Genomic DNA, 25,668 nt, shown 5'->3' with positions numbered 1-25,668 from the left:
TATAAAAACACACATTCGAGGAGAGATGGGTCATGAACCCTAAGAAGGATACCGGATCCCAAAAACGCAAAATACTTAAAGCAATTTCTTTTGCAGCGGCAGGAATCATTCTATTGGTTTGTATTATGGGTTCAATTTATGAATGGTATGGGTATAGCCAGGTAAAAAACAATTATCCTTCGAATGGGCAAATGATTAAAATCGGGGATCGGTCCATTCATACAGTGATCAGGGGAGAAAAGACTGATCTGCCGGCGATTGTCATCGAATCAGGTGCCGGACAATGGTCATATGACTGGAAGAACATTCAAGAGGAGCTGTCTAAATATACCCAAGTTCTTACTTATGACCGTGCAGGATACGGATATAGTGATTCTCCAGAGGATGGTTTTTCGGTCGACTCCACTATTCAGGATTTATATACTGTCTTAGAAAAAACAGAAATAAAGGGACCCATTTTGTTAATAGGACATTCAGCAGGAGGCATTTATACAAGGCATTTCGCAGAAAGATATCCGGAAAAAGTAGCGGGCATGGTGCTGGTAGATGCCAGAAATGAATTTTTTGCCGAGCAGGCTGAAGCTTACAACGATGTATTCTTTGAAACTCAGGACCAAACAATGAACGGCCTTCTCGCAAGGATTGGACTCGTCAGACTGTTAGGCGAGAAGATGTTTTCAGATAAAGCACCAGAATTTCTTTCTCCTGCGAAATATGTTCAAGTACACTGGGATGTACCATTCTTCAGTGTAATGAATGAAGAAATTAAGCAAATGAATATCCTTGAAAGAAGGCTTGCAGAAACAAGGCTGTTAAGAGATAAACCTCTGGCAGTCATTACACCTGAGAAGCCGGATATGCAGGCAAAAGCGATGGGCTTTACAGAACTGGAGGAAAAAAAACTTGAGGAAAAATGGCTGGAAGCGCAGCAAAATCTAACTTCACTATCCAATAACAGCGAACTCATAAAAATCTCTGACAGCAGCCATTCCATCATGCATGATCAGCCTGAAATGCTGGTAGCAGCCATATTGTCTGTCGCTGAAAAAATTAAAAATTAGTGTGTTCTGGGTTTCTGCTCCAAGCAGAAACCCTTTTTCCATTTTATAAATATTTTTCGTTATTGGAAGTAATGCTCTCAATTGCTTTTTCGATGTTTGCGTCAAAATCTATGGCATCAAGCAGTGCAATTCCTTCAACGGTGACCAGTGTCAAAGCTGCCAGCCGTTCTTTTTGTTCATCATCTTCCGCATCGAGAAGAAGAGCAAAGTAGTGCTTAAAGCCTTCTCCTATCATTCTTGCAACCGAGTAATAGGGATTTTCTTTTTTTGACGCAAACGCAATTAATTCAAGCCATAGTCTCATAAATGGTTTTACTTCCGGTTCTTTCATCAAATGGTACATATGAGGAACCAGCTTGCTGTAAGGCATGGGATCTGCTGGCGCTTTTTTTAGAATCGTGATCAGATTATCGGATATGAGCGTCAGAACCTCTGTGAGAAGCTGTTCTTTATCATGAAAATAATGCAGCAGCATTCTGTCGCTCGTCTCTGCTGCCTCTGCCAGATTCCGCAGGCTTGCTGTTTGAAGCCCATGATGCAGGATGTATTCTGCCAATTTGTTTTTAAGCGTCTGCTTGCGAAGTTCACCTTTTTTCATTGCATTTTCCTCATTGCTTTTTTTGTGTAGTATATGCTACATTTTTATTATGTAGCAAGTGCTACATAATTTATTCAGGGGAGATGAGCAGGTTGATTGTAAATACAGAAAACAGTCAAAATCAGCGATTATTCACTAAACAGCAAACCTTCATTTTGATCTTGCTTGGAATGGCTTTTTGGTTTTGCGGAGCGATGGCCGTAAGATTTGGTTCAGGCTTCGGCTGGTTTGGAAAAACAGGCAGCTTCTTTTCTTTTCTTATAGCTTTGCCGGTATCCTGGATTTCTGTGCTGCTAATCATTAAAGCAGCAAAATTAAAGGCTGAGCAAATAATTCCCGGCGTCAGCTTGGGTTTATTAACTGCTACTTTTTTAGACGGAATTGTTCTTACGTGGGGAACGCAGCTGTACGGTACAGATGATGGCCTGATCGGGCTTGGCGCAGCCTGGATTCTATGGGGGGCATTTACATTCCTTGCATGTGCCTTTATTGAAGCATGGCGGAGTGGCATAAAGCTCGTTTAACGGCCAAAAAATGATCTGTCTCTTTTAGGGATAGATCATTTTTTTATTGCTGTTATAGAAATAGATGCTTCCGGCAGAAAAGAACCAGCGGCTGTTTTGACATTTCCTTAAACAGTTATTAAAATGGTTTTAATAACTTTTTTAATAAAGGAGATTACCATGCTTACATTAAACATAAAAGATGGAAAATGGCTTAATGCCCCTGACGAGTTTGAAATCAGCAATCACAGCCTGTCGTTTACGTCCATGCCGTTTACGGATTTCTGGCAGCGCACCAATTACGGCTACCGGACTGATAACGGGCATGCGTACCTGTTTTCTACTGGGGAAAAGGAATTTTCTTTTACGGTCAAAGTTCAGTTTAGCGGCAATGAACTTTATGACCAGAGCGGGATCATGGTATTCATGGATTCGGAAAACTGGCTGAAAGCATCAGTAGAAAAAGGAAAATCAGGAGAATGGCTGCTTGGATCAGTAGTGACAAATCACGGCTATTCCGACTGGGTCATTTCTCAGGAAGAAAAAGATGAGGATACGGTTATGTGGTACAGGCTGACAAGAAAACAAAACGACTTTCTCACAGAAGTTTCCCGTGACGGAAAATCGTTCAGGCAGATTCGAATGTCCCATCTATTCAGAGCGTCAAATGAAATCCAGTTTGGATTATATGCCTGCAGTCCGAAAGACTCTTCATTTCAGACAGTCTTCTCATGCATGAAGCTCGAACCATCCGTTTGGTCAGAGGAGAATCATATATGAGTCAAATGGAAAAGAGGGCATGTCCAGATCAGATCATGAGCCAAAACGTCCAGCATAAACCTGCCTTTTTGTTTCTTTTGCTTTTATATTTGTCCTTTATTGCACTTGGCCTTCCTGATACGGGGCTTGGGGTGGCTTGGAACCAAATGAGGGCGGACTTTGGTGTGCCCCTTGAGTACGCAGGATTTATTACGATGACAATCACGGTTTGTTCGGCTATATCAGGATTTTTAAACGGGAAGATTTTGGCACGCTACGGAACAGGCAGGGTGACTGCTGTTTCCTGTACACTGACTGCACTTGCCATCATTGGCTTTTCTTTAAGCGAATCGTACTGGCTGATTCTTCTGCTTGCGGTTCCTCTCGGTCTTGGAGCCGGGGCGGTTGATGCCGGCCTGAACAGCTATGCCGCTGAAAATCTTTCTTCTAAACACATGAACTGGCTTCACAGCTCCTGGGGGATCGGTGCAACACTCAGCCCGGTTATACTGACAATCGGCATCACACAATTTGGGAGCTGGAAGGCCGGGTATGGCTTTATCGGTGTGGTTATTTTTTGTTTATCCCTGTCTTTATTTATGACCCTGTCCTTTTGGAAGCAAAAACGGCAAGGCGGTGCAAAAGAAGAAATTAGAGAGGATAAACCTTGGATCTGTGGGATAGCTCCATACCTATCTGTAATGGCTTATATCATTTATGTAGCTGTAGAGGGCGGTATTGGTCTTTGGCTGAGCGTTTTGCTGGTTGAGAGCAGAGGGCTGGATCTTTCGGCTGCAGGATTTTTGGCAGGAGCCTTTTTCGGAAGCATCATGATTGGCCGGTTTTTGATGGGGTTTATTGCAGATGCACTTGGAAACCGAAAATTGATTGTCCTTGGGCTGGCTATTTCTGCAGCCGGGTCAGCAGCTTTTTTCTATCAGGAGAACGTGATGATTTATGGAACGGGAATCATACTTTTAGGCCTGGGCTTTGCTCCGCTCTATCCGGCCATGATGCATGAAACGTCAAAGCGCTACGGAAGCGGGCAGGCGAAAAAAATCATTGGCTATCAAGTGGCTTTTTCCTACATCAGCCTGCTGACATTTGTTCCGCTGATCGGATATATCGCAAGCCGCACGACTCTTGAATTTATTCCGGTGTTTACTGCAGTCAGCGTAGCAGCTCTTGCTCTCGTTATAAAAACATTAAATCAATTAACTTAAGAGGTGAAAAAATGCCGCCATACGATTCATCACATCTCATAAAACGGTCAAATGAACAGCTTATTTTAAAAGAGCTTGTGCAGCAGGATACGTTCATTAAAAAAGATTTGGCTTCAAAGCTTGGACTCAGCTTTCCTACTGTGAGCAAAGTGCTGGATGATCTGGAAGAAAAAGGCGTGATTATGCATGCAGGAATGGCTTCATCAAGCAATGGCAGGCGGGCTTCTATTTACGGAATCAACCCCGAATATGGAACAATCCTTGTCCTTTATATTCAGTATTCCCGTTTTTGGATTTTAGTCGCTGATGCAAAAAAAGACGTTCTTTTTAAAGAGGCGCGGATGATCGGACAGGATTACCTGTCTACGATAAAAGCCATTATAAATGAAATGAAAACAAGGTTCACAAATTTGAACGCCATCTCCATCGGTGTGCCGGCAGGTGTGATGGATGGTGAAATCAAATATATGAACTACTATGATGATCTGCAGGGACTGCATGTAAAGAAGATCCTGGAAGAAGAATTCCGCGTGCAGGTTTCAGTGGAACGTGATGTGAATGCCATGCTGCAGGGCTGGGTGCTTGGAGCTGACGGCGAGAAAACGAAAAATGCATCACTTTTAATTTTTACGGATGACGGTCCAGGTGCTGCTTCTCTTATTAATGGAAGAATCCTGAGGGGCTTTTCTGCTTTCGCAGGCGAAGTCGGATTTTTGCAGGTTGGAGAGGGGGATACGCTGCAGGATAAAATGACACAGCCTCAAACACAAGAAGAGACTGTTCAAAATGCTGCATATCTTATCTCTGTTATCTCCATTATGCTGAATCCCGAAACTCTTATCTTATCAGGAGAAGAATCAGTCCGAAAACTTATTCCGGATATTGTTGATGCGTGTAAACAGAGGATTCCGGAGGTTGCCGTCCCGGAAATCCAATTTTCTGCAGACTATCATCAGCTCTACAGCGAGGGATTACTTGAAAAAGGGAGAAACGATCTGCTTGGAATTGAAACAGATCTATAATCGGATGAAAGAATGAACGCAGAAGGGAATTATACTCTAACGGCATGGCAAGAATCAGTTAATAAGAACGAAAAAAGACGAGCATAGATGCCCGTCTTTTCTTGCAGATCTTTCATTATTTATCCAATGCTTTCAGGAGCTCATTTGCAATCGCTTCTGAAGAAACCGGGTCACGGCTTGTTATGATTTGGTCATCAGCCCAAATGGCAAGCTGGGGAGAATCTAAATCACTTACATACTCCGCTACTTTGCTTAGTTCCTGCTCCACACTGTATGGAAGGAATTCCAGGACATTTTCCGGCTCATACACATCAGGATAGGATGTTACTTTTTTGCCCTGGATAATCGAGGTTCCATCAGGTCTTACCGTGAATGCAAGGACAGCAGGCGCATGGCATTCTGCTGCCACAATGCCTCCATTATCATAGATTTCATTGATGATGCGGTGTGCATGGGCATCATAGGCAACATCAAACATCGGGCCGTGGCCTCCTACAAAAACAACAGCATCAAAGTCTTTGCCGCTCAAATCTGACAGACGTTTTGTCTCTTTCCAGCGTCCAAGCTCCTCAAAAGCTTTGGATACGCCATGTGGATCCCATTGGTCAGTCAAACTGAATGTGTCCACTTTAGCATCTCCGCCTTTAGGAGAAGCAATGGTCACTTTGTGGCCTGCATCCTCAAGCGCCTTCAAAGGCACGTGAAATTCTTCAGACCAGTACCCTGTTTCATAGGATTTTACTTTAATTGCATTTGAGACAACCATCAATACGTTTGCCATTCTATTTCCTCCTCAAATAAAATTCGTTTGTTTTGAGCAAAATGCTCATTTTTAAGCACAAACTTAGCTTACAATGTAAACGGCAAGAGGAGTACTTCCGCATCGTTATGCGGCGATAACAAAAGGTTTTGACTGGAGTGAGAAGATGAGAATTGAGTGGCTTGAAGCCTTTCAAAAAACCGTTGAGACGAAAAGCTTTACAAAGGCCAGCGAACAGCTGCACATGAGCCAGCCTGCTTTGAGTAAACAGATCAGAAGCCTTGAATCATATTTCGGCTGTCAGCTTTTTGTCCGTTCAGCAAGCGGCGTGGTCCTGACAAAAGAAGGCGAGCTTTTAATAAAAGCGGGAAATGAGATTGTAGAAAGAGTGCAGAAAGCGCACAGGGAACTGGCTGAGCTTAATGAAGAGAAGCAGGTCGTCATCGGCTCGTGGCCAAGTATTGCTTCTTCGTTTCTTCCTCAGAAATTCAGGCAGTCTGAAAATTTCAGGGCAGAAAAAATCAGCATTAAAACATCCCACACCTTCTCCGATTTAATGACGGGACTAAAAGAGAATGTATACGACGGAATTTTAATGGACGACCGGTTTGTAGAGCATCACTTTCTCTCGGAGCTGCTTTTTATCGAACCGATTATGCTTTATTTTCATAAAGATCACCCCCTCGCCGAGAAAAAAGAAGTGACGTTTTCTGATATTGAAGGAGCATCCTTTTTATCTCTCCCTGAGGGGTGTGACTGCAGGATTATTATTGAAAAAGCTTTTGAAGAAAAAGGAAAACCGTATAACGTGGCTTCAGAAATAGAGTTCGGGCAGAGTATTTTGGGGTTCATTTCCGCAAACCTTGGCATTGCCCTATTGCCAAAGCTATTCTCCGGGATGATCTCTCCTGAAATCAGAGCTGTTGAAATCAGGGATATTGCGTTAAACCGTCATATTTCTTTGATCAGTAATAATAAAGAGACAGGTAAAATCATCAAAAACTATTTGAAAGACTGAGACGTTCCAATTGGGGCGTCTCTTTTTAATGGCACCTAAAAACAGCAAAGACCATCGCATGGAATAATGGGCCATAACGTTCTGTTTTACCCTTCAAATATCTTGGAAGTACAAAAGAAGGCTTTTCGGGTGTTTAATAGGGAGTGTAATCAAGCGAAGGAGATGAACGAAATGAAACAAGGATTCAATTTAATAAATGGCAAATGGTTCAGCACTTCTGATTACATGGAAGTGACGAATCCAGCTACTGAAGAAGTCTTTGCCCGCGTACCTCTGAGCGGAGAAGCCGAGGCGGCTGAAGCAGCCGATGCAGCTTATGAAGCCTTTTTGAAATGGTCAAAAGAAACAGCAGAAACCCGTTCAAATGTTTTATATAAATGGCATCAGCTCATAACGGAGCACAGGGAAGAGATAGCAGAGATTATGACGATGGAACAGGGCAAACCGTTTGATGAAGCTCTCGGAGAAGTGGATTATGCCAATCAGTATGTAAAATTCTACGCAGAAGAAGCAACCCGGATAAAAGGTGAAATCATCCCAGCTTCTTCTAAAAATAAGAGAATTCTCGTGCAAAAGGAAGCTGTCGGAGTTGTTGCTGCGATCACACCATGGAATTTCCCGGCTGCCATGATTACAAGAAAGCTTGCTCCTGCACTTGCAGCAGGAAATACGGTATTGCTCAAACCGTCACAGGAAACACCTCTAACAGCAATCCGACTTGTAGAACTTGCTGAGCAGGCAGGCGTTCCGGCAGGAGGCATCAATATCCTTACAGGTAGTTCAAGAGAGATTACCGGTGTGTGGCAGGCAGACAGCAGAGTGAGAAAGATTACATTTACGGGATCTACACCTGTTGGCAAGCAAATCATGAAAGACGCTGCCGATACCATGAAAAAAATTTCACTGGAACTTGGCGGACATGCGCCGTTTATTGTGACAGAACATGCAGACATTGATAAAGCTGTGCAAGGGGCCATGAGTTCTAAATTCCGAAATGGAGGTCAGGCGTGTGTTGCTGCCAACCGCTTTTACGTACATGAACGTGTCGCAGAGGAGTTTACAAACCGTTTTGTTGAGGAAGTGAAAAAACTGCGTACCGGCAACGGCATGGAGAAAAGCACAACTCTTGGGCCGCTGATTAATCAGAAGGCAGTTGAAAAAGTAAAAGAACACATTGCAGATGCCACCGCTAAAGGAGCTGTTGTGCTTACAGGAGGAGCAAGTAAATCCTCAGCAGGCTTTTTCCACGAAGCAACCATCCTTGGCAATGTGACAGATGACATGCTCTGCATGTATGACGAAACATTTGGCCCGCTTGCACCGATTACAACCTTTAAAACAATGGATGAGGTAATCAGCCGTGCGAACCATACGCCGTATGGGCTTGCCGCATACGTTTTCACAGAAAACATTGCTGAAATCATGAAGCTGTCAGGCTCGCTTGAATATGGAATTGTCGGAGTGAATGACGGTGCTCCTTCAACAGCCCAGGCCCCGTTTGGAGGCTATAAAGAAAGCGGACTTGGCCGTGAAGGCGGAGATCATGGCATCCATGATTATCTGGAAGTAAAATATGTATCGCTTGGTTTTTAAAAAATCTCAAAGTTTTATGCAACGCCAATCACTAAAAAATACCCGTTGGAGGAATAAAAAATGGATCAATTTCAATATGTAAACCCTACAAAACTTATCTTTGGAAAAAATCAGACAGCTGCCATCAAGGACGAGGCAGCTCAGTATGGAAATAAAATTCTGCTTGTGTATGGCGGAGGCAGCATCAAAAAAAGCGGCTTGTATGATACCGTCATGGAGCAGCTGAAAGCCATTCCAGATGCGGAAATAGTTGAATTGAGCGGAGTTGAACCAAATCCGAGACTTTCAACAGTAAACAAGGGAATCCAGTTAATCAGAGAAAATAATCTGGAATTCATCCTTGCTGTCGGCGGCGGAAGCGTCATTGACTGTGCAAAAGCAATCGCAGCAGGCGTTCATTATGATGGAGATGTCTGGGACATTGTGACCGGAAAAGCAGCTCCGGCATCGGCTGTGCCGCTTGGAACGGTTCTGACTATGGCTGCAACAGGAACAGAAATGAACGGAAATTCCGTGATCACAAATTGGGAGGAAAAAGACAAGCGTGCGTTCAGCTCCATCCACACATACCCTAAATTCAGTGTCCTGGATCCGCAAAACACATATACTGTCCCTAAAGATCAGACGGTATACGGGATTGTTGACTTGATGTCACACGTATTTGAACAATACTTCCATGCATCAGAAAACGCACCTCTTCAGGAACGTTTCGGGGAGTCTATTCTCAAAACTACCATTGATGTTGCGCCTAAACTGATCAAGGATCTTGAAAATTACGACTTCCGTGAAGTGATTATGCTTAATGCGACATTTGCATTAAACAAGGTTTTAACAATGGGAGTCAAAACAGACTGGGCTACCCACATGATTGAGCATGCGGTTTCTGCTGTTCATGATATTCCGCACGGAGGGGGACTAGCCATTTTATTCCCGCGCTGGATGGAGTTTGTCGCACAGACAAAGCCTGAAAAAGTCGCTCAGCTCGGTATTCGTGTATTTGATTTGAACACTGAAGGCAAATCACTGAATGATCTTGCAGGAGAAACAATTCAGCGTGTTAAAGAGTTTTGGGCATCAATTGGCGCCCCTGAAAATCTGTCAGATTACGGGATTGACAGCCGTGAAATAGAATTGATGGTTGAGCGCTCCATGGTGGGAGACACGATTGGAAGCTATGTGCCGTTAAACAAAGATGATGTTAGAACGATATTAGTGAATTCCTTATAAGATAAACAAAATAACGAGTGAAGCACACGTTAAGAGAGTTTATTTGTGAGGTGCAAACAACCAAATCACTCAAAAAGGCTTAGAGGATTTTTCTCTAAGCCTTTTACTATATAGGTATCATAGTTAGTTATCATTTACCGTTAAATGATTATTTTTTATTCCTTAGTTCTAAAAGAACAGGTGCTATATTCAGCAAAATCGAAACAATTGTCAAAAACCATAATCCCCTTTCCATGCCAGGAACTACATCAAGCAGAGCTGACCAATCTTCCGCTTTTACCCACCGGGACACCAGGCTGTATTCTGAACAAAGTGTTAATGCTGTAAATGATAAGCCTGCAGCCATAGCAAGTTTATAATCTTTGCCTGTTTTATACATATAAAGATTTATAAATGTTGCTGCAATGGCAATAAGTCCTAATAGTAACCACATCATGATGCCTCCACTGTATTTTCATTTAAATTTGTGCAATCCTGTCCGTTTCCTGACTGGTGATAAGCATATTCCTCATGTATATTTTAACATATTTTTCTAGTTTTCAATGAGAAATACAGTATGTTTTGAATGAATATTTCCTTGTTTGCACCTTACATGTCACTGTTTTTTCAATAGAAAAATAGTTTGAAGATAAAGTGGAAATAAATGCTATAATGAGAGAAAACAAGTCTTTATAAAAGTGCTGGGGGAATGTGAGATGAACAAACGGGGTGCCGGTGTTTCTTTTTTAGCTATTTCCGCTTTTTTGCTTGCCGCTAAGTATATCAGCGCGGCCATGTTCGGGTCAGGAGTTACCACATGGGATGAAAAAATTTATGATGCCATGATTAAAAGTGTGGGATTTACACTTAACACATTCAGCATTCTGGCACTGATTGCAGGAATCCTGTATTTGCTTGCTGCTGAAAAAGAAGACTTAAATAAAAAAGCTTAGGGAGTATACATATGACAGCTGTGATTTTTGACATGGACGGAACACTTTTTCAAACCGATCTTATTTTGGAATGGGCTCTTGAGGAGACGTTTGTACAGCTTAGGGAACTTGGAAAATGGGAGAACGAAAATCATGGGTGTGCCTCTTCCGGTTGTATGGGAGACATTATTGCCGAATCATCCGCAGGAAGACCGTGATTTTGCAGACGGATATTTTCTCGACAAACTGCTTGTGGCGATACAAGCGGATCAGGGGGCATTATATCCAAATGCGAAGGAATTGCTGGAGAAGCTTGCTTGTTCTGGATTTCAGCTGTTTATTGCAAGCAACGGGCTGACACGTTACCTTCAGACAATCGTTGATCACTATGGACTTGCGGAGTGGATCACAGAAACCTTCAGCATCCAGCAGATTGTTTCCCAGAACAAATCAGACCTCGTAAGATCAATCCTACATAAATACAATCTGAATGCAGGCGCTGTTGTCGGCGACAGATTGTCAGATATCCTTGCTGCGAAAGACAATCACCTAAAAGCAATCGGGTGCAGGTTTGACTTTTCCGACAGGGAAGAATTAGCGCAGGCGGATTATGTGGTGGCCGATTTAATGGAAGCAGATCAGATTTTAAATCGTTTGTTTGTTAGAAATAACTGAGAGTATAAAATCGGAAAATTTTAACTCTTGAAAACGCATGACATAAAGTGTTATGCGTTTTTTAAACTGGATGAAAATGATAACGGTTAAATGGGAGGATTGGGATTGAAGACCGCCGATTATAAAACCCGTTGGAATCTAGACACTCTTCTTACTGGGTCAGACCTGGAAAAGGTAAGCCAGTATGCCGGCAATATAGAAGAAACAGTATCGTTTCTGGAATCAGCTTCTAAATCGGATGGTATAAATGAAAACACACTTTCCGATTTTTCGAACAGCATCCGTCAAATTGAATCATTGGAATCATTTTATTATTGTCTGACTACAGAGAAAGGAGAGTCTTCTCTGTTAGCAGACGTATACAGCCGAATTTCAGCTCTGAAAACAAGACTGCTTCATATTCGGTTCAATTTGGCGGAAAACCTTTTCAATGAGGATCGTCAGGAGAAGGGAGTATTGCCCATACGAATGACTGAGAAAGACATATTAATAGGTCAATTGAGAAGCAATAAGATAAATCGTAAAGAAGATAAGAACACACGTCTATCTAAAGAAAAGTTGAGAGGGCTTCAATACGACTATGAACAGCTGCGGAATCAATTGAACATAAGTATTCATGCCGGTGATGGGGAAAAAACGTTCACTTATGGGGAAGCCAGTTATATGGCCATGTCTCATTCAGATTTGAAAGTGAAAACCAATGCATTCAAAAGTTTGAATAAAACACTGGAAAAACAACGAGAAAGATTTGCGGCTATCTATGGCCAAATGGCTGAAATAAAATTAAATGAATATAGAGTAAAAGATATTCATTTCTTTGATCACTCTCTCGAACAGAACGGAATTTCAAAGCATTCACTAGAAGCAATGTGGGCTGCGGTGGATGAATGTTCAGCTGAACTTTCAGAGTATTTACTGGTAAAAGCGGAGGAAGCTAATAAGGAGAAGCTCACATGGCATGAGGCAATGACTTCAACACAAGATGTGCACCTTGAATTTTCGGTTTCTGACGCTGTTGACGCAATTTCGAAGTCTCTTGAAAGGATTGACGGTGAAATTCCTGAATTTATCCATCATGTGATCACCAATGGGTGGGTGGATTTGGAACAGCGGAAAGAAAAGCCGCCGGGGGGATTTTGTGCACCATTTCTTGCAGAAGGTGAGTCAAGAATCTCTCTCTCCTTTGACAACAGCTTAGAAAGTGCGAGAAGACTCTCTCATGAATTAGGCCATGCCTGGCATTTCAAACAAATGAGAGCTGTTCCGTCCCTGCACTTTTCAGATGAGACGTTTGAAATGACTGCTGCCGAAACGGCTTCCATCTTATTTGAAACAGCACTAATTGATTACGTCATTGAAAACACAAAAGATAATCGAACAAAAAAAGCCATTCTAGGCTGGAAAATTGAACGTCAATTAAATTATCTTATGTCAATCAGAGGGGCCTTTCTATTCGAAAAAAGCTTTTATGAGCTCAATAAGACAAAAGACATTGATGCAGCGAAAATGGAGCAGCTCTCCCTGCAGTGCCAGAAAAAAGCGTTTGGCGGAGCTTTGAGTGAATATGAACCTTACGTGTGGATAAAATATGGGCAGTTTTATCAGGCGGATGTTCCTTTTTATAATTATCCCTATACATTTGGTTTCTTATTGAGTGCAGGTCTCTTGGAGAAATCAAAAATAGATGAGGATTTTGATGGGAAATTTCTGAAGTTTCTAGGTGAAACGGGAACACTTCCGCTAGAACAGCTAGTAAAAAAACATTTTGCTATTGATTTAACAGAGTCAGATTTTTGGATCAGACCGTTGAAAAACATGATAAAAGATATTGATCAATATAAAGAGTTACCTGTTCATTCGAAATAACTGAAACAGCCTCCTATTAGGGAGGCTGTTACACGTCTGTCTATATTAAAGATTCTTATAGCCTGCTATTCCGTACAGCAGAATTTTTAATATGGTTTCATGGCTTTTCAACTCTTCCTGACTTGAAAAAAGAATACTGTTTTCAGAAGAGATATCTTTTCGGTAAAGTTCGATCACTTTCATGATCATTTCATCCGGCAGCTCTTTGGAAAAAGCGCCCTCGGATTTAGCCTGGTGGATAAAATCCTTAATCAGCTCGTAAGTCCTGGTGAGAAATTCTTCTTCTATTAATTTTTTCATGCTGGAGTCATTCATGATAAAAGAAATAAAATCAGGATGAAATTGACTGAGCAGCTCAGTTTTTGTAAAAATCAGTCTTGATATCTTCTTATCAGCAGGGTCATTTGATTGCGTGATTTCTTCTGCCAGCTGTAATTGCGCTGCCAGTACAGACCTGACAACTTCAAGCATCAGCCCTTCTTTACTTCCAAAATAATTGTAAATGGTCACGACCGAGACCTGTGCCTTTGCAGCAATTTCCCTGATAGAAACTTTACTTGGAGATAAATGTGTAAATAGCATGAGAGCTGATTGTATAATCAGTTCTCTTTTTTTATCTGTTCTTGCTTTAAAGCCGTCCATTCCTTCACCTCGTAAATATTATAACAAATTGTTGACTTTGTTTCAAAAAGTACTATACTGATTTTATAACAAATGAAACAAATTAATTAAATTGTTTCAAAAAGGAGAGTGGAGAGATGACCTTTGCAATTGAAGCAAAAGGATTGACTTATTCATATGACAGAAAAAGCAATGCAGTAGATCAATTATCATTCCAAGTGAAGAAGGGAGAGGTTTTTGGTTTCCTGGGACCGAGCGGCGCTGGGAAGTCCACTACGATTAAACTGTTAACCAGACTGATTGCACCTCCGCCTGGAAAAGTGTTTATTCTGGGGCAGGATATGTCAAAAGCAAATCACTCTTTTTACAAAAGAATAGGCATTGCTTTCGAAAATGATGTGCTTTACCCGACATTGACCGGTTATGAGAACCTGATCTTTCATGCAGGATTGTATGGGACAGGGAAAGACGAGGTTTATGACATACTGAAAAAAATGGATCTCTATAAATCGAAAGATAAAAAAGCAGGCGAGTACTCAAAAGGAATGAAAACAAGACTTGTTCTGGCAAGAGCGCTTGTCACTAATCCGGAAATCCTGTTCATGGATGAACCGACATCAGGTATGGATCCTGAAATTGCAGCCTATGTACGCGAGGTGGTAAAGGACATGAATAGAAGAGGCACCACCATGTTCCTGACAACTCATGATATGAATGAAGCAGAAAAACTTTGTGACAGAATTGCCTTTTTTAATAATGGAAAGATTGTTGAACTCGATACTCCTGAAAACTATAAGAAGCGTTTTGGCAAGCAGACTGTGTCAATTGAACAAAGCGGAAAGAAGATAACTTTTTCTAAAGAAGATGATTTGACGAAACTGACCGAAATCATTAAAAGCAGGCACTTCGACAGCATTCATACTCAGGAAGCAAGCCTGGAAGAAATTTTCATCAAGGTTGTCGGCCGGGGGCTGAAGGGGGAAGCGTGATGCTGAAAATGGAATGGATTAAGCTTATTCGGAATAATATCGTCGCATTGATATTCGGCTACATCCTTTTAATGTCGCTTGGAATCAACATTCTGGCATTTGGATTTCAGGAAGTTTCATGGGTTGAATCGTGGCTTCCGGTTTTTACAATTTTCTATATCATTATTCTTATTGACCTCTTATTCTGGATGGCGGCTATGCAGATTTCAGAGGATATGGAGACAAATATGATTCAAGTTATGAGAACAAGCAGAACGGTCGCACACTATTTTTTCAGTAAGCATGTTTTGCTTTTGATGATTATTGTTGCAGCAGCCTTCCTGGCACTCATACCTGCAGTGAATCAAATCGCGTTTTTGCTGCAATTCCTGTTTTTAACCCTCATTCTTTCAATCGTTATGATTGCAAGCGGGATGCTTCTGGCGATGATTGTTAAAAAACAAAGTGTTGTCATGCTTGCCGGAAGTGTTGTGACAGGGTTCATATTTGCGGTCATGATACGTCTCGTTTTGCCGATGTGGAATATTAAGCCTGTACCATTTAACCCATTTGAACCATTCATTGGGGCATACTATTCCTTATATTTGCCGGAAGGGCCTTCTGCAGGTACTTATATCGAACTCACTATTTTTGCCGTAGTGATTTACGTTATCAGTCTTTTGATTTTTAAAAAAGTAACGTTCGAGAGAGGGTTCAGGCTATGAAAAAAGTGTTTACAGCTTATATAAGAAAAGATTTTGCGCTTTCAAGAAGAAATATGCTCATTTGGCTTATTGTCCTTTTCCCAATCATTACGGCATTTGGGGCTTCCGGCATCACAGAAACCTATTCGGATACACCGAAAATTGTCGTTCTTGAAGAAGAAAAAAATGAATTTCGCATTCCGGATGGAGTTCAAGTTTTGATTTCAGCTACTCAGAAAGATTTAATTCAGGAGGTAAACGATATTGATGCCAAGATCGGCTTTGTTGAAGGAAAGCTGGTTACAGACGGCCGTGAACCGGCTGAAGCGGTTGAGAAAGCAAAGCGGATCCTTGAAGAAAAACCTATTGAATCAGACAGCTTGAGTTCCAGTCTATTTGAAAAAGTGTATGCTTTTAACCTTTATGGATCCTTTCTTTTCTTTGGCATCATCATTTTGTTCAGTCTGGTAGAAGAACGGAAGAATAAAACAACAGAGCTTCAAAATGTCCAGCCGGTACATCCGGCAGTACCAATTCTTTCTAAAATAACTATTGCCTCATTCATTACATTATTTGATTTTGTGATCTGCAGTTATTTATTAAAACTGCCTTTTGTTTGGGAGACAGCGGGACTTATCATCCTAATCGGTATTTTGCTTGGGACCGTTCTTGGAATGGCAATGGCTTTTTACGCATCAACTGAAACGCAGGCACTTGCTATATTAAAACCTGTCACACTTGTCTTTTTAATGGCGATTCCCGGACTGGGATTCTTTTTAGAGGGAGAAATCATGCATAATATTGCGATGGCAGACCCATTCTACTGGCTGCTGCAGCTAGTCTATGGGTTGTATATGAATGACTTGAACTACACGTATGTATACTTGAGCCTTGGTTTATCCGCCGCTGCTTTGTGCATGATTGCAGCCAACTGGCATAGGACGCCATATGGCATAAAGAAGGCAAAAACTTATTGAAAGTTATGAGGCAGAGATACCATTTGCGTTTCCCGTTTACGCTTTCATGAACTTGGGTAAAGATGGAGGAATGAACACAAAATGCGCTAGCTTTTCAGCGGCATCAGGAAATGGTTGTTCAGCGGACCTAGGAGGAAAAAATGAACGTAAACAAATACAGAATTGAAGGCAATAAACAATTAAAATTAAGAGATTACTCACCGAGTGAGAAGCATGATTACTCAGAAAAAGAACTGCTGGAGAATCTTATTCCTGAAAGCATAGACAGGCTGAAGGAATTGCACTGGCGCCTTCATGCGGAAGAGAAGAAGGGCATTGTCGTCGTTTTGCAGGCTATGGATGCTGCAGGAAAAGATGAAGCCATCAGCTACATTTTTTCTAACTTAACCGCTCAGGGCCTGAAAACGACTTCCTTTCAAAAGCCGTCGGACTCAGAGCAAAAGCATGATTATCTTTGGAGAATCCATAAAGCGCTTCCTGCGAGAGGTCAAATCGGGATTCTGAATCGTTCCCACTATGAAGAAGTTATAGCTCCGAGAGTTCATGATCTGCTTAAAGAAGAATCGGTGCCTGATGAGAAGGAGAAAGAAGAAACATGGGCAGTCCGCTACAGACAAATCAATGACTTTGAGCGCTATTTAACGGAAAATGGCTTTGAAGTGGTGAAATTCTTCTTTCATATGTCGAAAAAAGAACAGAAGGAAAGACTCCTCGAGCGGATGAAAAACCCAAAGAAGAACTGGGAGTTTTCCTTCAGCGATGTGGAAGAGCGGAAGCATTGGGACAGCTACCAGGACATTTTTGAAGACATGCTGAACCATACATCAACGGAATATGCCCCTTGGCACATACTCCCTGCAGATGATGAATGGTATTCACGCTACATCATTTCTGAAGTTATGAATAAATGCCTGGAAAAGATAGATCCGCAGTTCCCTGAAATTTCTCAGGAGAACAAAGAGAAGCTGGATCACTACATTGAGATGCTTGAAAGTGAAAAAGAATGAATTTTAGTCAGGAAGAGCCCGCCATCCATGTGACGGGCTCTTTTATGTTTTATATAGACTGTTTTTTGAAAATTGCTGTTGTTTTGTTTTTAATAACAAATAACAAGTGGTAAAATAAGTAAGGATAACAAATTGATTTATACCTGAGAGGGGGATGGATATGAGAAAGTCAGGCATCATATCAATTACGGCTTTTTTAATTTCTATGCTTGTGTATACAGCTTGGTTTTTTAACGAAGATTTATTCTCAAATTCAGCCATAATTATAGCAGGAGTACTGCCGATTATCGGAATCATGACAGCCTTGCTTACTAAGATAACATCTCTTAAAATAGTGGGTCTGGTTGGGAATTCGTTTGTGCTATTATGGGCTGTTGTAATCCCGACTGCTTCTACCCTATTTTGGAACACGCCATAAAACGATAGAGTCACTTCTATTGAAGTGGCTTTTTATTATGCTTTTCTTATCATATCAACAATTTTACTGCTCGATTTTAGACAGGCTGAAATAAGTATTAGCTTGATTTGTATTTCAAAGCCCAAGTACTTAAGAACGGCTAATTATTACACGGCATTCAATGAATCTAGACCGTTCTTTCCAGTAAGGATTGTTCGTGACACTACCTATCTTGCATAATTGGAAAAGTGAAGAGTTTTGCAGCACTGGCAAACTTAAAAACTGGGAGACTGATAAAATGAATACATCCAGGGAGCAAAGTATGAAGAACCTATTGATGCTTTTTGGCATCCTCTTAATTGGAGGTTCAGCGTTGACAGCCCTGACAAATCCTCTTCCTCCAAATGAACAAATTGAATTTTTGTTGTTTTTAGGCATTATTGCTGGGATTTATTATCTCTTGCTTGCACTTTATTTCATCGGCGGATTATGGCGCAGGCTGTTTTGCATCCTCTTACTCACCACGGGCATAATGTGTATATTTATGAGTTTTTATCTCGCTGTTTAATCCTTAAACAGCAAGGAAGATTAATAGGGGAGGGAGTACTTTTTTATGACTATGTCATTAATGAAATTTGAAGAGAGGGATTCAAATCTGCCAAAATGGCGGGAAGAATTGATGGCAGAAGTAGAGCAGGATCTTCTTCTCGATGATAGCGTCTCAGCGGTCTTTTATGGGGGATCAATAGGAGCCGGAAACACAGACCTCTATTCAGATATCGATCTGCGTATTGTGGTTAAAGATGACGAGTTTGAGCAGTACCGGCAAAATAAAAAGAATCGGGCAGAAAGATGGGGAAATGTTTTGTTTTTTGAAGACTTTCCGTGGACAGTATACAGTATTGCTCACTTTGACTGTTTTATTAAAGTTGATTCCTTTTATTACAAGAGCGGTGATTTATCTCCTTCTGTGTGGTTGAGAGATATAAAAATAGTTAAAGATCATGAGTGTTTTCTGGAAAATCTTCGCAGTCAATCAAAACCTCTAAAGTATAAGGCCAGTGAGGCTGAATTTGACATTTGGAGAAACAAGTTTTTTGCATATGCACATGAAGCTTACCGGAGATGTATGAGGAATGAAATTTATTATGCTTTACACTGTTTGGACATGATGCGATGGTCGATTGCTGCAGGCTGGTATATGGAAAAGGGATATCCGCCTAATAATCCTGGAGACTGGGCAAAAATAGAAGGGGCAAGGGGTAAGCTTACGGAAAATCAGCGGTTGCTTTTAAATGGGTGGTACACGGGGAGAGAAAAAGAGCAAATTCTTTGTGTCCTTCATGAAATGACCCCTGAATTCATAGCTGTTCATAAAAGGCTGTGTGCTCACATGAAGATTGATGAAAATAGCGATTCCGTTTCACGGATTCTTGCCAAGATTCAATAACTCATCAGAGATTTTATATCTATTTTTTATTCAACTAACTCAAGTAGTCATACGCACTGTCAACTCCCGTTAATGGACATACATTAATAAGAATTAAGTTTGATGGATTCGGGGGAACCAGCGTGACAGATAATCGGATTGTAAACGGCAACTTTAAAACAGGCGGCCTTTCACCATGGACAGGATTTCATGCGGTCATTGCCAAACGCAGCGGAATCTATGCTGTCCGTTTGCTTGGCGGGGAATTAAACAGTTTCATTACTCAATATGTTAAAGCTTTTCCGGGGGAAAGTTTTGAACTCAATGCAGCTTTATCAAATGGCGGGGCTTTCAGCAGCCCGCAGATCAGTGTATCCATAGCATACTATAATGCGGCATTTAAGCTTCTTGGACACGGTTTGATCAGAACGATTCCTGCTGGAAGACTGAATGATAAAAGAAGCAGAGAGTGGGTATGGATTGCATCACCTGCACCTCCTGGAACAACCCAGGCGCTTGTCATGATCAATAAAATGCCGCAAGTAGGGGCGCCTGATGTTATTGTGGAGAATCTTGAGCTCTATCCAATTGGAAATGACGGACCTGAAAACCTTCGCAATGGCCGTACAACTTTTGTGAACTTGTACAAGGAGATTCAGAGAAGAGGTCAAAAATAAATTATATGTATAAGTCGGAAAAAACTAATGAGCGTTCCCTGGCGGAGCGCTATTTTTAATGAAGTCAAAACAAAAATCTTCTCTTTTGACTTTTGAAAATAGATGGTTTATAGTAGTTGACAGGTCAATGATTGACTTATCAATTATATAAGGTGGAGGATGCGATTGCCTCGTTTCTGCAAAGAAGAAGAAGAAGAGATACTGTACCGGGTTTTTGAAATTACAAAACAGACGATGAGCAAGTTTGAACGCTGTACAGGCATCAGCCAGGCCCGTCTCGATCTGCTCCACCAGCTTTATGAAGTGGACGAGATCAGTCAGAGGGCTCTGCAAAAGCTTGTTCACATTGATCATGCAGCTGTGACGAGGCACCTTAAGCAGCTTGAGGAAAAGGGAATGGTTGTCCGGAGGAAAAACCCTGACGATCAGCGATTTACTTACGTAAGTCTTTCCGAAGAAGGAAGATCGAAAATTGTTGCATACCGCTCAGAAAAACAGCGATTTATCTCAAATGTGCTCGCAGACTTTTCAGAAGATGAACGTAAAGTCCTGCTGGGAATGCTTTCCCGCATTAAAGAGAATGTTGAAAAAATAAACGAATAGCATCAGGGAGGAACATACATCATGAATCAAACACTTATTAATGACTACCAGCAAATTGTAAGAGGCCGCAGATCCATCAGAAATTATGATCCGTCCGTTAAAATCAGCAGAGAGGAAATGGCTGAGATTCTTGAAGAAGCAGCACTTGCTCCGTCATCAGTTAACCTTCAGCCATGGCGCTTTGTTGTCATTGACACTAAAGAAGGAAAAGAAACGCTTGCGCCGCTTGCCAAATTTAATCAGAGACAAGTTGAAACGTCAGCCGCTGTAATTGCTGTTTTTGCAGATATGAAAAGCGATGAATATCTTGAAGAAATCTACAGCACTGCTGTGGAAAAAGGCTTTATGCCTGCGGATGTACGCGATCAGCAGGTTGCGGCCATAAAAGGCTTTTTTGAGGTAATGACATTTGATCAGCTAAAAGATATGAACTTAATTGATGCAGGGCTCGTTTCCATGCAGCTGATGCTTGCTGCAAGAGCACACGGCTTTGATACAAATCCGATTGGTGGTTTTGAAAAAGATAAGATTGCAGAAGCTTACGGACTCGATAAAGAGCGCTACTATCCTGTTATGCTCATTTCAATTGGTAGAGCAGCAGATGAAGGCTATCAGTCTGTCCGACTTCCTGTTGAAAAAATTACAGAGTGGAAATAACGAAAGAGGAGGATATAAAAATGATCATTATACATGCAGGTTTTAAGGTATTATCTGAAAAGGAAGCTGACTTTCTAAGCGAAATTCGTCAGCTTGTTGCAGCTTCAAGAGAAGAGGATGGCAACATTTCTTATGATTTAATGAAAGACACTGAAACAGCAGGAGCGTACAAAATGATCGAGCTGTGGAAGGATGCAGAAGCAGTTGAACTTCATAACAGCAGCGAGCATTTTAAAGTGTTTTCTGGAAAAGCGATGCAGTTTTTGGCTGCACCGCCTGAGGTTAAAGTTTTCAATGGTGAGCAAGTAAAATCATAATTTTATTTAAAAACCCAGTCCTTTAGAAGGACTGGGTTTTTAAATAGAAAAATAAGAGAGAGATAGAAAAATAATACAAAATAGTATAATATACCCTTTGATTGTATTTAGTAACATATTAAACTGGAAAAAGAAGTAAAATACTTTAGAGGAGGAGAAAGATATGAAAAAAATGATTGCAAAGACAGTCACTTTTCTATCAGTAGGGATTTTGACTGCAGGATTTGCGGGGGAGAGCGCATCGGCAAAGCAGCTGAATGCATCAACTACCCCAAATAGAGAAAGCGTTTCTATTCAGGCGGTAGAAGATCCGGGCGGCGGAGGATATACTTGGACGTATGTTACGACTAAATATCATTCTGCTGGTTACTATAAGGTCTACGAAGATTTTGATGCGGTATGGCACTACATAAAAAATGTCTATTACGATAAAAATGGGAAATACCTTGAAACCAAGTACTTAAAATATTATAGATAAAATAAAGGGACTGCATTTGAGCGGTCCCTTTTCAATTTCTTCATGCAGGGGCTTTCTTGGATAAAAACAGTACTTTTGAAAGTCTGTTTTCGTAAAGATTGTGGATATGATTCCATTCTCGCAAACTTAAAGTTTTTTAATGGTTATGATTTCATCTTCTGCAAGTTGATAATCTTCGTTTTCTGCATCAGTGAGGATGTAAAAGAATACCCGTCCGCCGAACTCAAAATTCATATTCTCAAGGATTGAACCGGTAAAGCTCCTATCTTTAACTTCAATAAAATATCTTTCGTTTTCTTCAATTTCTATAATCGTATCTTGAACTCGTATTTTAATGTTAGTCACTTTTCGATCACCGTCCGCACTTGATCATGATATCGTAACCTTAATTTTAACATGAATTCCATGAGACTTATCAGGATGTTGAAAATCTGCACAATTGCAGGAAGGATACAAGGATTAAAAATGATGAAAATAGCGGCGGCTGATCCATTGTTTTAAAAAATTATGAATAGTAGTTGTAAAACGCTTTCAAAAAGATTATACTTTCACTAAACCGATTTACTAAACCGATTTATCAATAAATTAGGAGGCTGATCGCTGCTTGATTATCATTCCAATGAATGTTTTTGACAGAAAAGTAGTTTTAGAGAGTGGCCAGCTGGATTTTATCCGAAAAGCAGCCGAAGCAGGAGCGGATGGAATTGAGATACGCAAGGAGCTGCTTTCAGAAAGTGACTCATTGTCGCATCTGAAAGAAGAACTTACTCGTCTAGCTATGTTCACAGTTTACTCTGCCCCGTCTGAGGTATGGGGTGAGGGGGGACGCTTAAATTCTTATGAACTAGTAAAAGTGTTCGGTGAGGCTCTTGCAGTTGGGGCAAAATGGCTGAAACTCCCACTCGGTTATTATTTACACGGAGTTTCTGATCTTGCTGAACTGGATCTATTTTTAAAGGATTATCAAGAGATACAGCTCCTGATTGAAAATGATCAGACACCTCACGGAGGTAAAATTGAGCATCTGGCCGACTTTTTTGAAAGCGCTTCGAAGATAGAGATTCCAGTTAGGATGACGTTTGACATTGGAAACTGGCACTTTACAGGTGAGAAGCCGGAATCAGCATTTAGCAGATTACGAGAGTACATTTCCTATTTACATTTAAAAGAAGTGGCATTAAGAGATGGAGAGCTTCACCCAGCCGGACTGTCAGCGGCAAAACATGCAGGGTGGAGGATGTTTCACAACAGGACGGGGAAATCTGTGCCGGCTGCACTGGAATTCCCAATACAGCCCCACGAAAGATTAAAAGAATTTATCGGTTTAGCAAGAGAAAATCAGATGGAAGGGTGAGAGGGTATGAATCCATTGGATGTTGTGACGTTTGGTGAAGCGATGGCGCTGTTCATGGCTGATGAAACGGGACCGCTTGATGAAGTAAAGCACTTTACCCGTGAACTTGCAGGCGCTGAAACGAATGTTGCGATCGGACTTGCAAGGCTTGGTCTCAATGCCGGATGGGCAAGCAAGGTCGGGGAAGATGCGTTTGGCACCTACATTATGAAAAGGCTCTCAGAGGAAAAAGTGGATGTAGAGCATGTTTTTAAAGATTCACGGTATCCGACAGGGTTCCAGCTGAAGGAAAAAGTTCTGTCGGGTGACCCTTTCGTTCAGTCTTTCAGAAAGGGCTCCGCAGCAAGTTATATGAACGAAGAAGATTTCAGGCCTGACTATTTCAGCCGTGCGGCACATTTACATATGACAGGCATTCCGCTTGCCGTCTCTTCTCATACCCGTTCATTTGCAGAAAAAGCACAGAGGCACATGAAAACACTTGGAAAAAGCATAACATTTGATCCGAATTTGCGGCCGGCATTATGGGCTTCCGAAGAGGAAATGATTGAAACCGTGAACAGAATGGCCGTTCAGGCAGATTATGTCCTTCCCGGTTTAGCGGAAGGAAAGGTTTTGACCGGTTTGAGCAGTCCGGAGGAAATTGCTGCATTTTATTTAAATCAAGGTGTAAAAGCAGTTGTCATCAAGCTTGGAGAAGATGGAGCCTATTACAAAACCTTTAAAGAAGAAGGGGTTGTCAGTCCCTTCCCGGTAGAAGCCGTTGTCGATACCGTAGGTGCGGGAGACGGTTTTGCAGTCGGGCTCATCAGCGGTCTGCTCGAAAACCTCAGCCTGCACGATGCTGTTCTGCGGGGAAATGCAATTGGCGCACTTGCTGTTCAGTCCCAGGGAGATAATGATGGCTACCCTGACAGGCATGCTTTATTTGACTATATGAATCAGACTATTTGAGGAGGACGTTTCCATGAATCAGCCGCTTGCAAAGCAAAGATGGATCCGCTTAATACCCGTTGTTTTTATTACTTACAGCCTTGCTTATCTGGACAGGGCGAATTACGCTTTCGGAGCAGCGGGGGGCCTTGCAGAAGATCTGCAGATTACGCCTGCCATTTCATCTCTGCTCGGTTCCCTGTTTTTCCTCGGCTACTTTTTCTTTCAGGTGCCCGGCGCGCATTATGCGGAAAAAAAGAGTGCCAAGGTATTAATCTTCTGGTCGCTTATCGGCTGGGGGATTCTTGCCACCTTGACCGGAATGGTCTCAAATGTCAACTACTTGTTTGCGATCCGTTTTTTGCTCGGAGTAGTTGAAAGTGCCGTTATGCCTGCTATGTTGGTCTTTTTAAGTCACTGGTTTACCAAAGCAGAGCGTTCAAGAGCCAATACGTTCCTGATTCTTGGAAATCCTGTGACGGTGCTGTGGATGTCGATTGTTTCAGGTTACCTGCTTGAAGCTTACGGATGGAGATGGATGTTTATTATCGAAGGCCTGCCTGCGGTCATCTGGGCGTTCCTCTGGTGGAAACTCGTATTTGACCATCCAAAAGATGCTAAATGGCTGAGCGCGAAAGAAAAAGCGGACCTGCAGTATGCTTTGGAACGGGAACAGCAGGGCATCAAGCCGGTTAAAAACTATAAAGAGGCGTTTAAATCAAAAGTTGTTATTTTACTGGCTGCACAATATGCTCTTTGGAGCGTCGGACTATACGGTTTTGTGATGTGGCTGCCTTCGATCATAAAAGCAGCTCCGAATATGAGCATTGTCCAAACAGGATGGCTTTCGGCTGTTCCTTATGTGCTGGCCGTTCTTCTGATGCTTCTAGCTTCGCATTACTCAGATAAGCTTCAAAAGAGGAAAGAGTTTGTCTGGCCATTTCTATTCATTGGAGCGATTGCTTTTTACGCATCCTATTTAATCGGTCCTGATCATTTCTGGCTAAGCTTCGGTCTGCTTGTTTTAGCAGGAGGAGCCATGTACGCTCCGTACGGTCCGTTTTTTGCCATTATTCCGGAGATACTTCCAAGAAATGTTGCAGGCGGCGCCATGGCCCTGATTAATTCCATGGGGGCACTAGGATCATTTGTTGGTTCATATGTCGTGGGTTATTTGAATGGTTCTACAGGAGGATTTGGAGCTTCTTATCTCTTTATGGCAGGGTCGCTGCTCATCTCAGCTATCTTAACTATTCTGGCAACAAAACAGTCCGGTAACAAACAGATGAAAAACAATGCATTAAACGTTTCATAATAAAAGGAGGCCAAT

30 protein-coding genes and 1 pseudogene are annotated in these 25,668 nt (G+C 41.7%); 26 read left to right on the top strand and 5 right to left on the bottom strand.

Features of this window, described 5'->3' with window-relative positions:
* Positions 1 to 32: 32 nt before the first annotated feature.
* Positions 33 to 1,061, top strand: coding sequence for an alpha/beta fold hydrolase (locus JOJ89_RS11955; RefSeq protein ID WP_203287518.1), 1,029 nt, complete (start codon positions 33 to 35; stop codon positions 1,059 to 1,061).
* 43 nt (positions 1,062 to 1,104) lie between these two features.
* On the opposite strand, the gene JOJ89_RS11950 is transcribed toward JOJ89_RS11955, so the two are convergent.
* Positions 1,105 to 1,659 carry a TetR/AcrR family transcriptional regulator gene (locus JOJ89_RS11950; protein ID WP_029280547.1) on the bottom strand — a complete coding sequence of 185 codons (555 nt, stop codon included), beginning with the start codon at positions 1,657 to 1,659 and terminating at the stop codon, positions 1,105 to 1,107.
* Positions 1,660 to 1,751: 92 nt separating this feature from the next.
* Between JOJ89_RS11950 and JOJ89_RS11945 the strand changes: the two genes are divergently transcribed.
* From JOJ89_RS11945 to JOJ89_RS11930, 4 genes are all read left to right on the top strand, one after another.
* Positions 1,752 to 2,183, top strand: coding sequence for a hypothetical protein (locus JOJ89_RS11945; protein WP_203287516.1), 432 nt, complete (start codon positions 1,752 to 1,754; stop codon positions 2,181 to 2,183).
* Positions 2,184 to 2,342: 159 nt separating this feature from the next.
* Positions 2,343 to 2,942, top strand: coding sequence for a DUF1349 domain-containing protein (locus tag JOJ89_RS11940; protein WP_203287514.1), 600 nt, complete (start codon positions 2,343 to 2,345; stop codon positions 2,940 to 2,942).
* Positions 2,939 to 4,144: an MFS transporter gene (locus JOJ89_RS11935; protein WP_203287512.1), complete on the top strand. Its 1,206-nt coding sequence runs from the start codon at positions 2,939 to 2,941 to the stop codon at positions 4,142 to 4,144. The genes JOJ89_RS11940 and JOJ89_RS11935 overlap by 4 nt, the downstream gene beginning before the upstream one ends.
* A gap of 11 nt (positions 4,145 to 4,155) precedes the next feature.
* Positions 4,156 to 5,166: an ROK family transcriptional regulator gene (locus JOJ89_RS11930; protein ID WP_203287510.1), complete on the top strand. Its 1,011-nt coding sequence runs from the start codon at positions 4,156 to 4,158 to the stop codon at positions 5,164 to 5,166.
* A gap of 115 nt (positions 5,167 to 5,281) precedes the next feature.
* Here the strand turns inward: JOJ89_RS11930 and JOJ89_RS11925 are convergent, their stop codons facing one another.
* Positions 5,282 to 5,947, bottom strand: a complete 666-nt coding sequence (locus tag JOJ89_RS11925) for a type 1 glutamine amidotransferase domain-containing protein (protein WP_029280555.1) — start codon at positions 5,945 to 5,947, stop codon at positions 5,282 to 5,284.
* Between the two features lie 145 nt (positions 5,948 to 6,092).
* Here JOJ89_RS11925 and JOJ89_RS11920 point away from each other — a divergent pair, with 145 nt between their 5' ends.
* The 3 genes from JOJ89_RS11920 to JOJ89_RS11910 all read left to right on the top strand — a co-directional run bounded on the left by JOJ89_RS11920 (position 6,093) and on the right by JOJ89_RS11910 (position 9,764).
* Positions 6,093 to 6,944: a LysR family transcriptional regulator gene (locus JOJ89_RS11920; protein ID WP_203287508.1), complete on the top strand. Its 852-nt coding sequence runs from the start codon at positions 6,093 to 6,095 to the stop codon at positions 6,942 to 6,944.
* 171 nt (positions 6,945 to 7,115) lie between these two features.
* Positions 7,116 to 8,537 carry an NAD-dependent succinate-semialdehyde dehydrogenase gene (locus JOJ89_RS11915; RefSeq protein WP_203287506.1) on the top strand — a complete coding sequence of 474 codons (1,422 nt, stop codon included), beginning with the start codon at positions 7,116 to 7,118 and terminating at the stop codon, positions 8,535 to 8,537.
* A 60-nt stretch (positions 8,538 to 8,597) separates the two neighbouring features.
* A complete protein-coding gene (locus tag JOJ89_RS11910; RefSeq protein WP_203287504.1) occupies positions 8,598 to 9,764 on the top strand; it encodes an iron-containing alcohol dehydrogenase in 1,167 nt (388 codons plus the stop codon).
* 148 nt (positions 9,765 to 9,912) lie between these two features.
* On the opposite strand, the gene JOJ89_RS11905 is transcribed toward JOJ89_RS11910, so the two are convergent.
* Entirely contained in the window at positions 9,913 to 10,197 is a 285-nt protein-coding gene (locus JOJ89_RS11905; RefSeq protein WP_203290331.1) for a hypothetical protein, read from the bottom strand.
* Positions 10,198 to 10,459: 262 nt separating this feature from the next.
* Here JOJ89_RS11905 and JOJ89_RS11900 point away from each other — a divergent pair, with 262 nt between their 5' ends.
* From JOJ89_RS11900 to JOJ89_RS11890, 3 genes and pseudogenes are all read left to right on the top strand, one after another.
* On the top strand, positions 10,460 to 10,696 hold the full coding sequence (locus JOJ89_RS11900) for a hypothetical protein (protein ID WP_029280568.1): 237 nt from the start codon (positions 10,460 to 10,462) through the stop codon (positions 10,694 to 10,696).
* Between the two features lie 11 nt (positions 10,697 to 10,707).
* Positions 10,708 to 11,350: pseudogene (locus JOJ89_RS11895) on the top strand (HAD family hydrolase).
* Positions 11,351 to 11,455: 105 nt separating this feature from the next.
* Positions 11,456 to 13,216 (top strand): M3 family metallopeptidase, encoded by a 1,761-nt coding sequence (locus JOJ89_RS11890; RefSeq protein WP_242524604.1) that lies wholly within the window; start codon positions 11,456 to 11,458, stop codon positions 13,214 to 13,216.
* 45 nt (positions 13,217 to 13,261) lie between these two features.
* Here JOJ89_RS11890 and JOJ89_RS11885 read toward each other — a convergent pair whose 3' ends face one another.
* Complete coding sequence (locus JOJ89_RS11885; RefSeq protein WP_203287499.1) at positions 13,262 to 13,858, bottom strand: TetR/AcrR family transcriptional regulator; 597 nt, start codon at positions 13,856 to 13,858, stop codon at positions 13,262 to 13,264.
* Positions 13,859 to 13,974: 116 nt separating this feature from the next.
* Here JOJ89_RS11885 and JOJ89_RS11880 point away from each other — a divergent pair, with 116 nt between their 5' ends.
* The 12 genes from JOJ89_RS11880 to JOJ89_RS11825 all read left to right on the top strand — a co-directional run bounded on the left by JOJ89_RS11880 (position 13,975) and on the right by JOJ89_RS11825 (position 22,051).
* Positions 13,975 to 14,826, top strand: a complete 852-nt coding sequence (locus JOJ89_RS11880; RefSeq protein WP_203287497.1) for an ABC transporter ATP-binding protein — start codon at positions 13,975 to 13,977, stop codon at positions 14,824 to 14,826.
* Positions 14,826 to 15,530, top strand: coding sequence for a hypothetical protein (locus tag JOJ89_RS11875; protein ID WP_203287495.1), 705 nt, complete (start codon positions 14,826 to 14,828; stop codon positions 15,528 to 15,530). Before JOJ89_RS11880 ends, JOJ89_RS11875 begins: the two co-directional genes overlap by 1 nt.
* Positions 15,527 to 16,486 carry an ABC transporter permease gene (locus tag JOJ89_RS11870; RefSeq protein ID WP_203287493.1) on the top strand — a complete coding sequence of 320 codons (960 nt, stop codon included), beginning with the start codon at positions 15,527 to 15,529 and terminating at the stop codon, positions 16,484 to 16,486. Before JOJ89_RS11875 ends, JOJ89_RS11870 begins: the two co-directional genes overlap by 4 nt.
* Before the next feature lie 140 nt (positions 16,487 to 16,626).
* The gene (locus JOJ89_RS11865; protein ID WP_203287491.1) at positions 16,627 to 17,493 is read left to right on the top strand and encodes a PPK2 family polyphosphate kinase; all 867 of its coding nucleotides are present in this window, start codon (positions 16,627 to 16,629) and stop codon (positions 17,491 to 17,493) included.
* A gap of 160 nt (positions 17,494 to 17,653) precedes the next feature.
* Entirely contained in the window at positions 17,654 to 17,911 is a 258-nt protein-coding gene (locus JOJ89_RS11860; RefSeq protein ID WP_029280582.1) for a hypothetical protein, read from the top strand.
* Positions 17,912 to 18,188: 277 nt separating this feature from the next.
* Positions 18,189 to 18,458, top strand: a complete 270-nt coding sequence (locus tag JOJ89_RS11855; protein ID WP_203287489.1) for a hypothetical protein — start codon at positions 18,189 to 18,191, stop codon at positions 18,456 to 18,458.
* 45 nt (positions 18,459 to 18,503) lie between these two features.
* Complete coding sequence (locus tag JOJ89_RS11850) at positions 18,504 to 19,340, top strand: hypothetical protein (protein WP_242524603.1); 837 nt, start codon at positions 18,504 to 18,506, stop codon at positions 19,338 to 19,340.
* Positions 19,341 to 19,462: 122 nt separating this feature from the next.
* The gene (locus JOJ89_RS11845) at positions 19,463 to 19,996 is read left to right on the top strand and encodes an NTTRR-F1 domain (protein WP_029565938.1); all 534 of its coding nucleotides are present in this window, start codon (positions 19,463 to 19,465) and stop codon (positions 19,994 to 19,996) included.
* Positions 19,997 to 20,155: 159 nt separating this feature from the next.
* Positions 20,156 to 20,599: a MarR family transcriptional regulator gene (locus tag JOJ89_RS11840; RefSeq protein ID WP_203287487.1), complete on the top strand. Its 444-nt coding sequence runs from the start codon at positions 20,156 to 20,158 to the stop codon at positions 20,597 to 20,599.
* Positions 20,600 to 20,620: 21 nt separating this feature from the next.
* Positions 20,621 to 21,256 carry a nitroreductase family protein gene (locus tag JOJ89_RS11835; protein WP_029280589.1) on the top strand — a complete coding sequence of 212 codons (636 nt, stop codon included), beginning with the start codon at positions 20,621 to 20,623 and terminating at the stop codon, positions 21,254 to 21,256.
* Between the two features lie 20 nt (positions 21,257 to 21,276).
* On the top strand, positions 21,277 to 21,573 hold the full coding sequence (locus tag JOJ89_RS11830; RefSeq protein WP_203287485.1) for a putative quinol monooxygenase: 297 nt from the start codon (positions 21,277 to 21,279) through the stop codon (positions 21,571 to 21,573).
* A gap of 163 nt (positions 21,574 to 21,736) precedes the next feature.
* Positions 21,737 to 22,051: a hypothetical protein gene (locus tag JOJ89_RS11825; protein ID WP_203287483.1), complete on the top strand. Its 315-nt coding sequence runs from the start codon at positions 21,737 to 21,739 to the stop codon at positions 22,049 to 22,051.
* Positions 22,052 to 22,177: 126 nt separating this feature from the next.
* Here JOJ89_RS11825 and JOJ89_RS11820 read toward each other — a convergent pair whose 3' ends face one another.
* A complete protein-coding gene (locus JOJ89_RS11820) occupies positions 22,178 to 22,396 on the bottom strand; it encodes a hypothetical protein (RefSeq protein ID WP_203287481.1) in 219 nt (72 codons plus the stop codon).
* A gap of 259 nt (positions 22,397 to 22,655) precedes the next feature.
* On the opposite strand from JOJ89_RS11820, the gene JOJ89_RS11815 reads away from it, so the two are divergent.
* The 3 genes from JOJ89_RS11815 to JOJ89_RS11805 are packed head-to-tail and all read left to right on the top strand — an operon-like array spanning position 22,656 to position 25,653.
* A complete protein-coding gene (locus JOJ89_RS11815) occupies positions 22,656 to 23,405 on the top strand; it encodes a sugar phosphate isomerase/epimerase family protein (protein ID WP_203287479.1) in 750 nt (249 codons plus the stop codon).
* A 6-nt stretch (positions 23,406 to 23,411) separates the two neighbouring features.
* The gene (locus JOJ89_RS11810) at positions 23,412 to 24,359 is read left to right on the top strand and encodes a sugar kinase (RefSeq protein WP_203287477.1); all 948 of its coding nucleotides are present in this window, start codon (positions 23,412 to 23,414) and stop codon (positions 24,357 to 24,359) included.
* Between the two features lie 13 nt (positions 24,360 to 24,372).
* Entirely contained in the window at positions 24,373 to 25,653 is a 1,281-nt protein-coding gene (locus JOJ89_RS11805) for an MFS transporter (protein WP_029280596.1), read from the top strand.
* Positions 25,654 to 25,668: the final 15 nt, after the last annotated feature.

Source organism: Metabacillus sp. cB07, assembly GCF_016839225.1.
Classification (GTDB): Bacteria; Bacillota; Bacilli; order Bacillales; family Bacillaceae; genus Bacillus_P; species Bacillus_P indicus.
The sequence above is the reverse complement of the archived record's forward strand: the minus strand, read 5'-3'. Positions and strand labels throughout refer to the sequence as shown.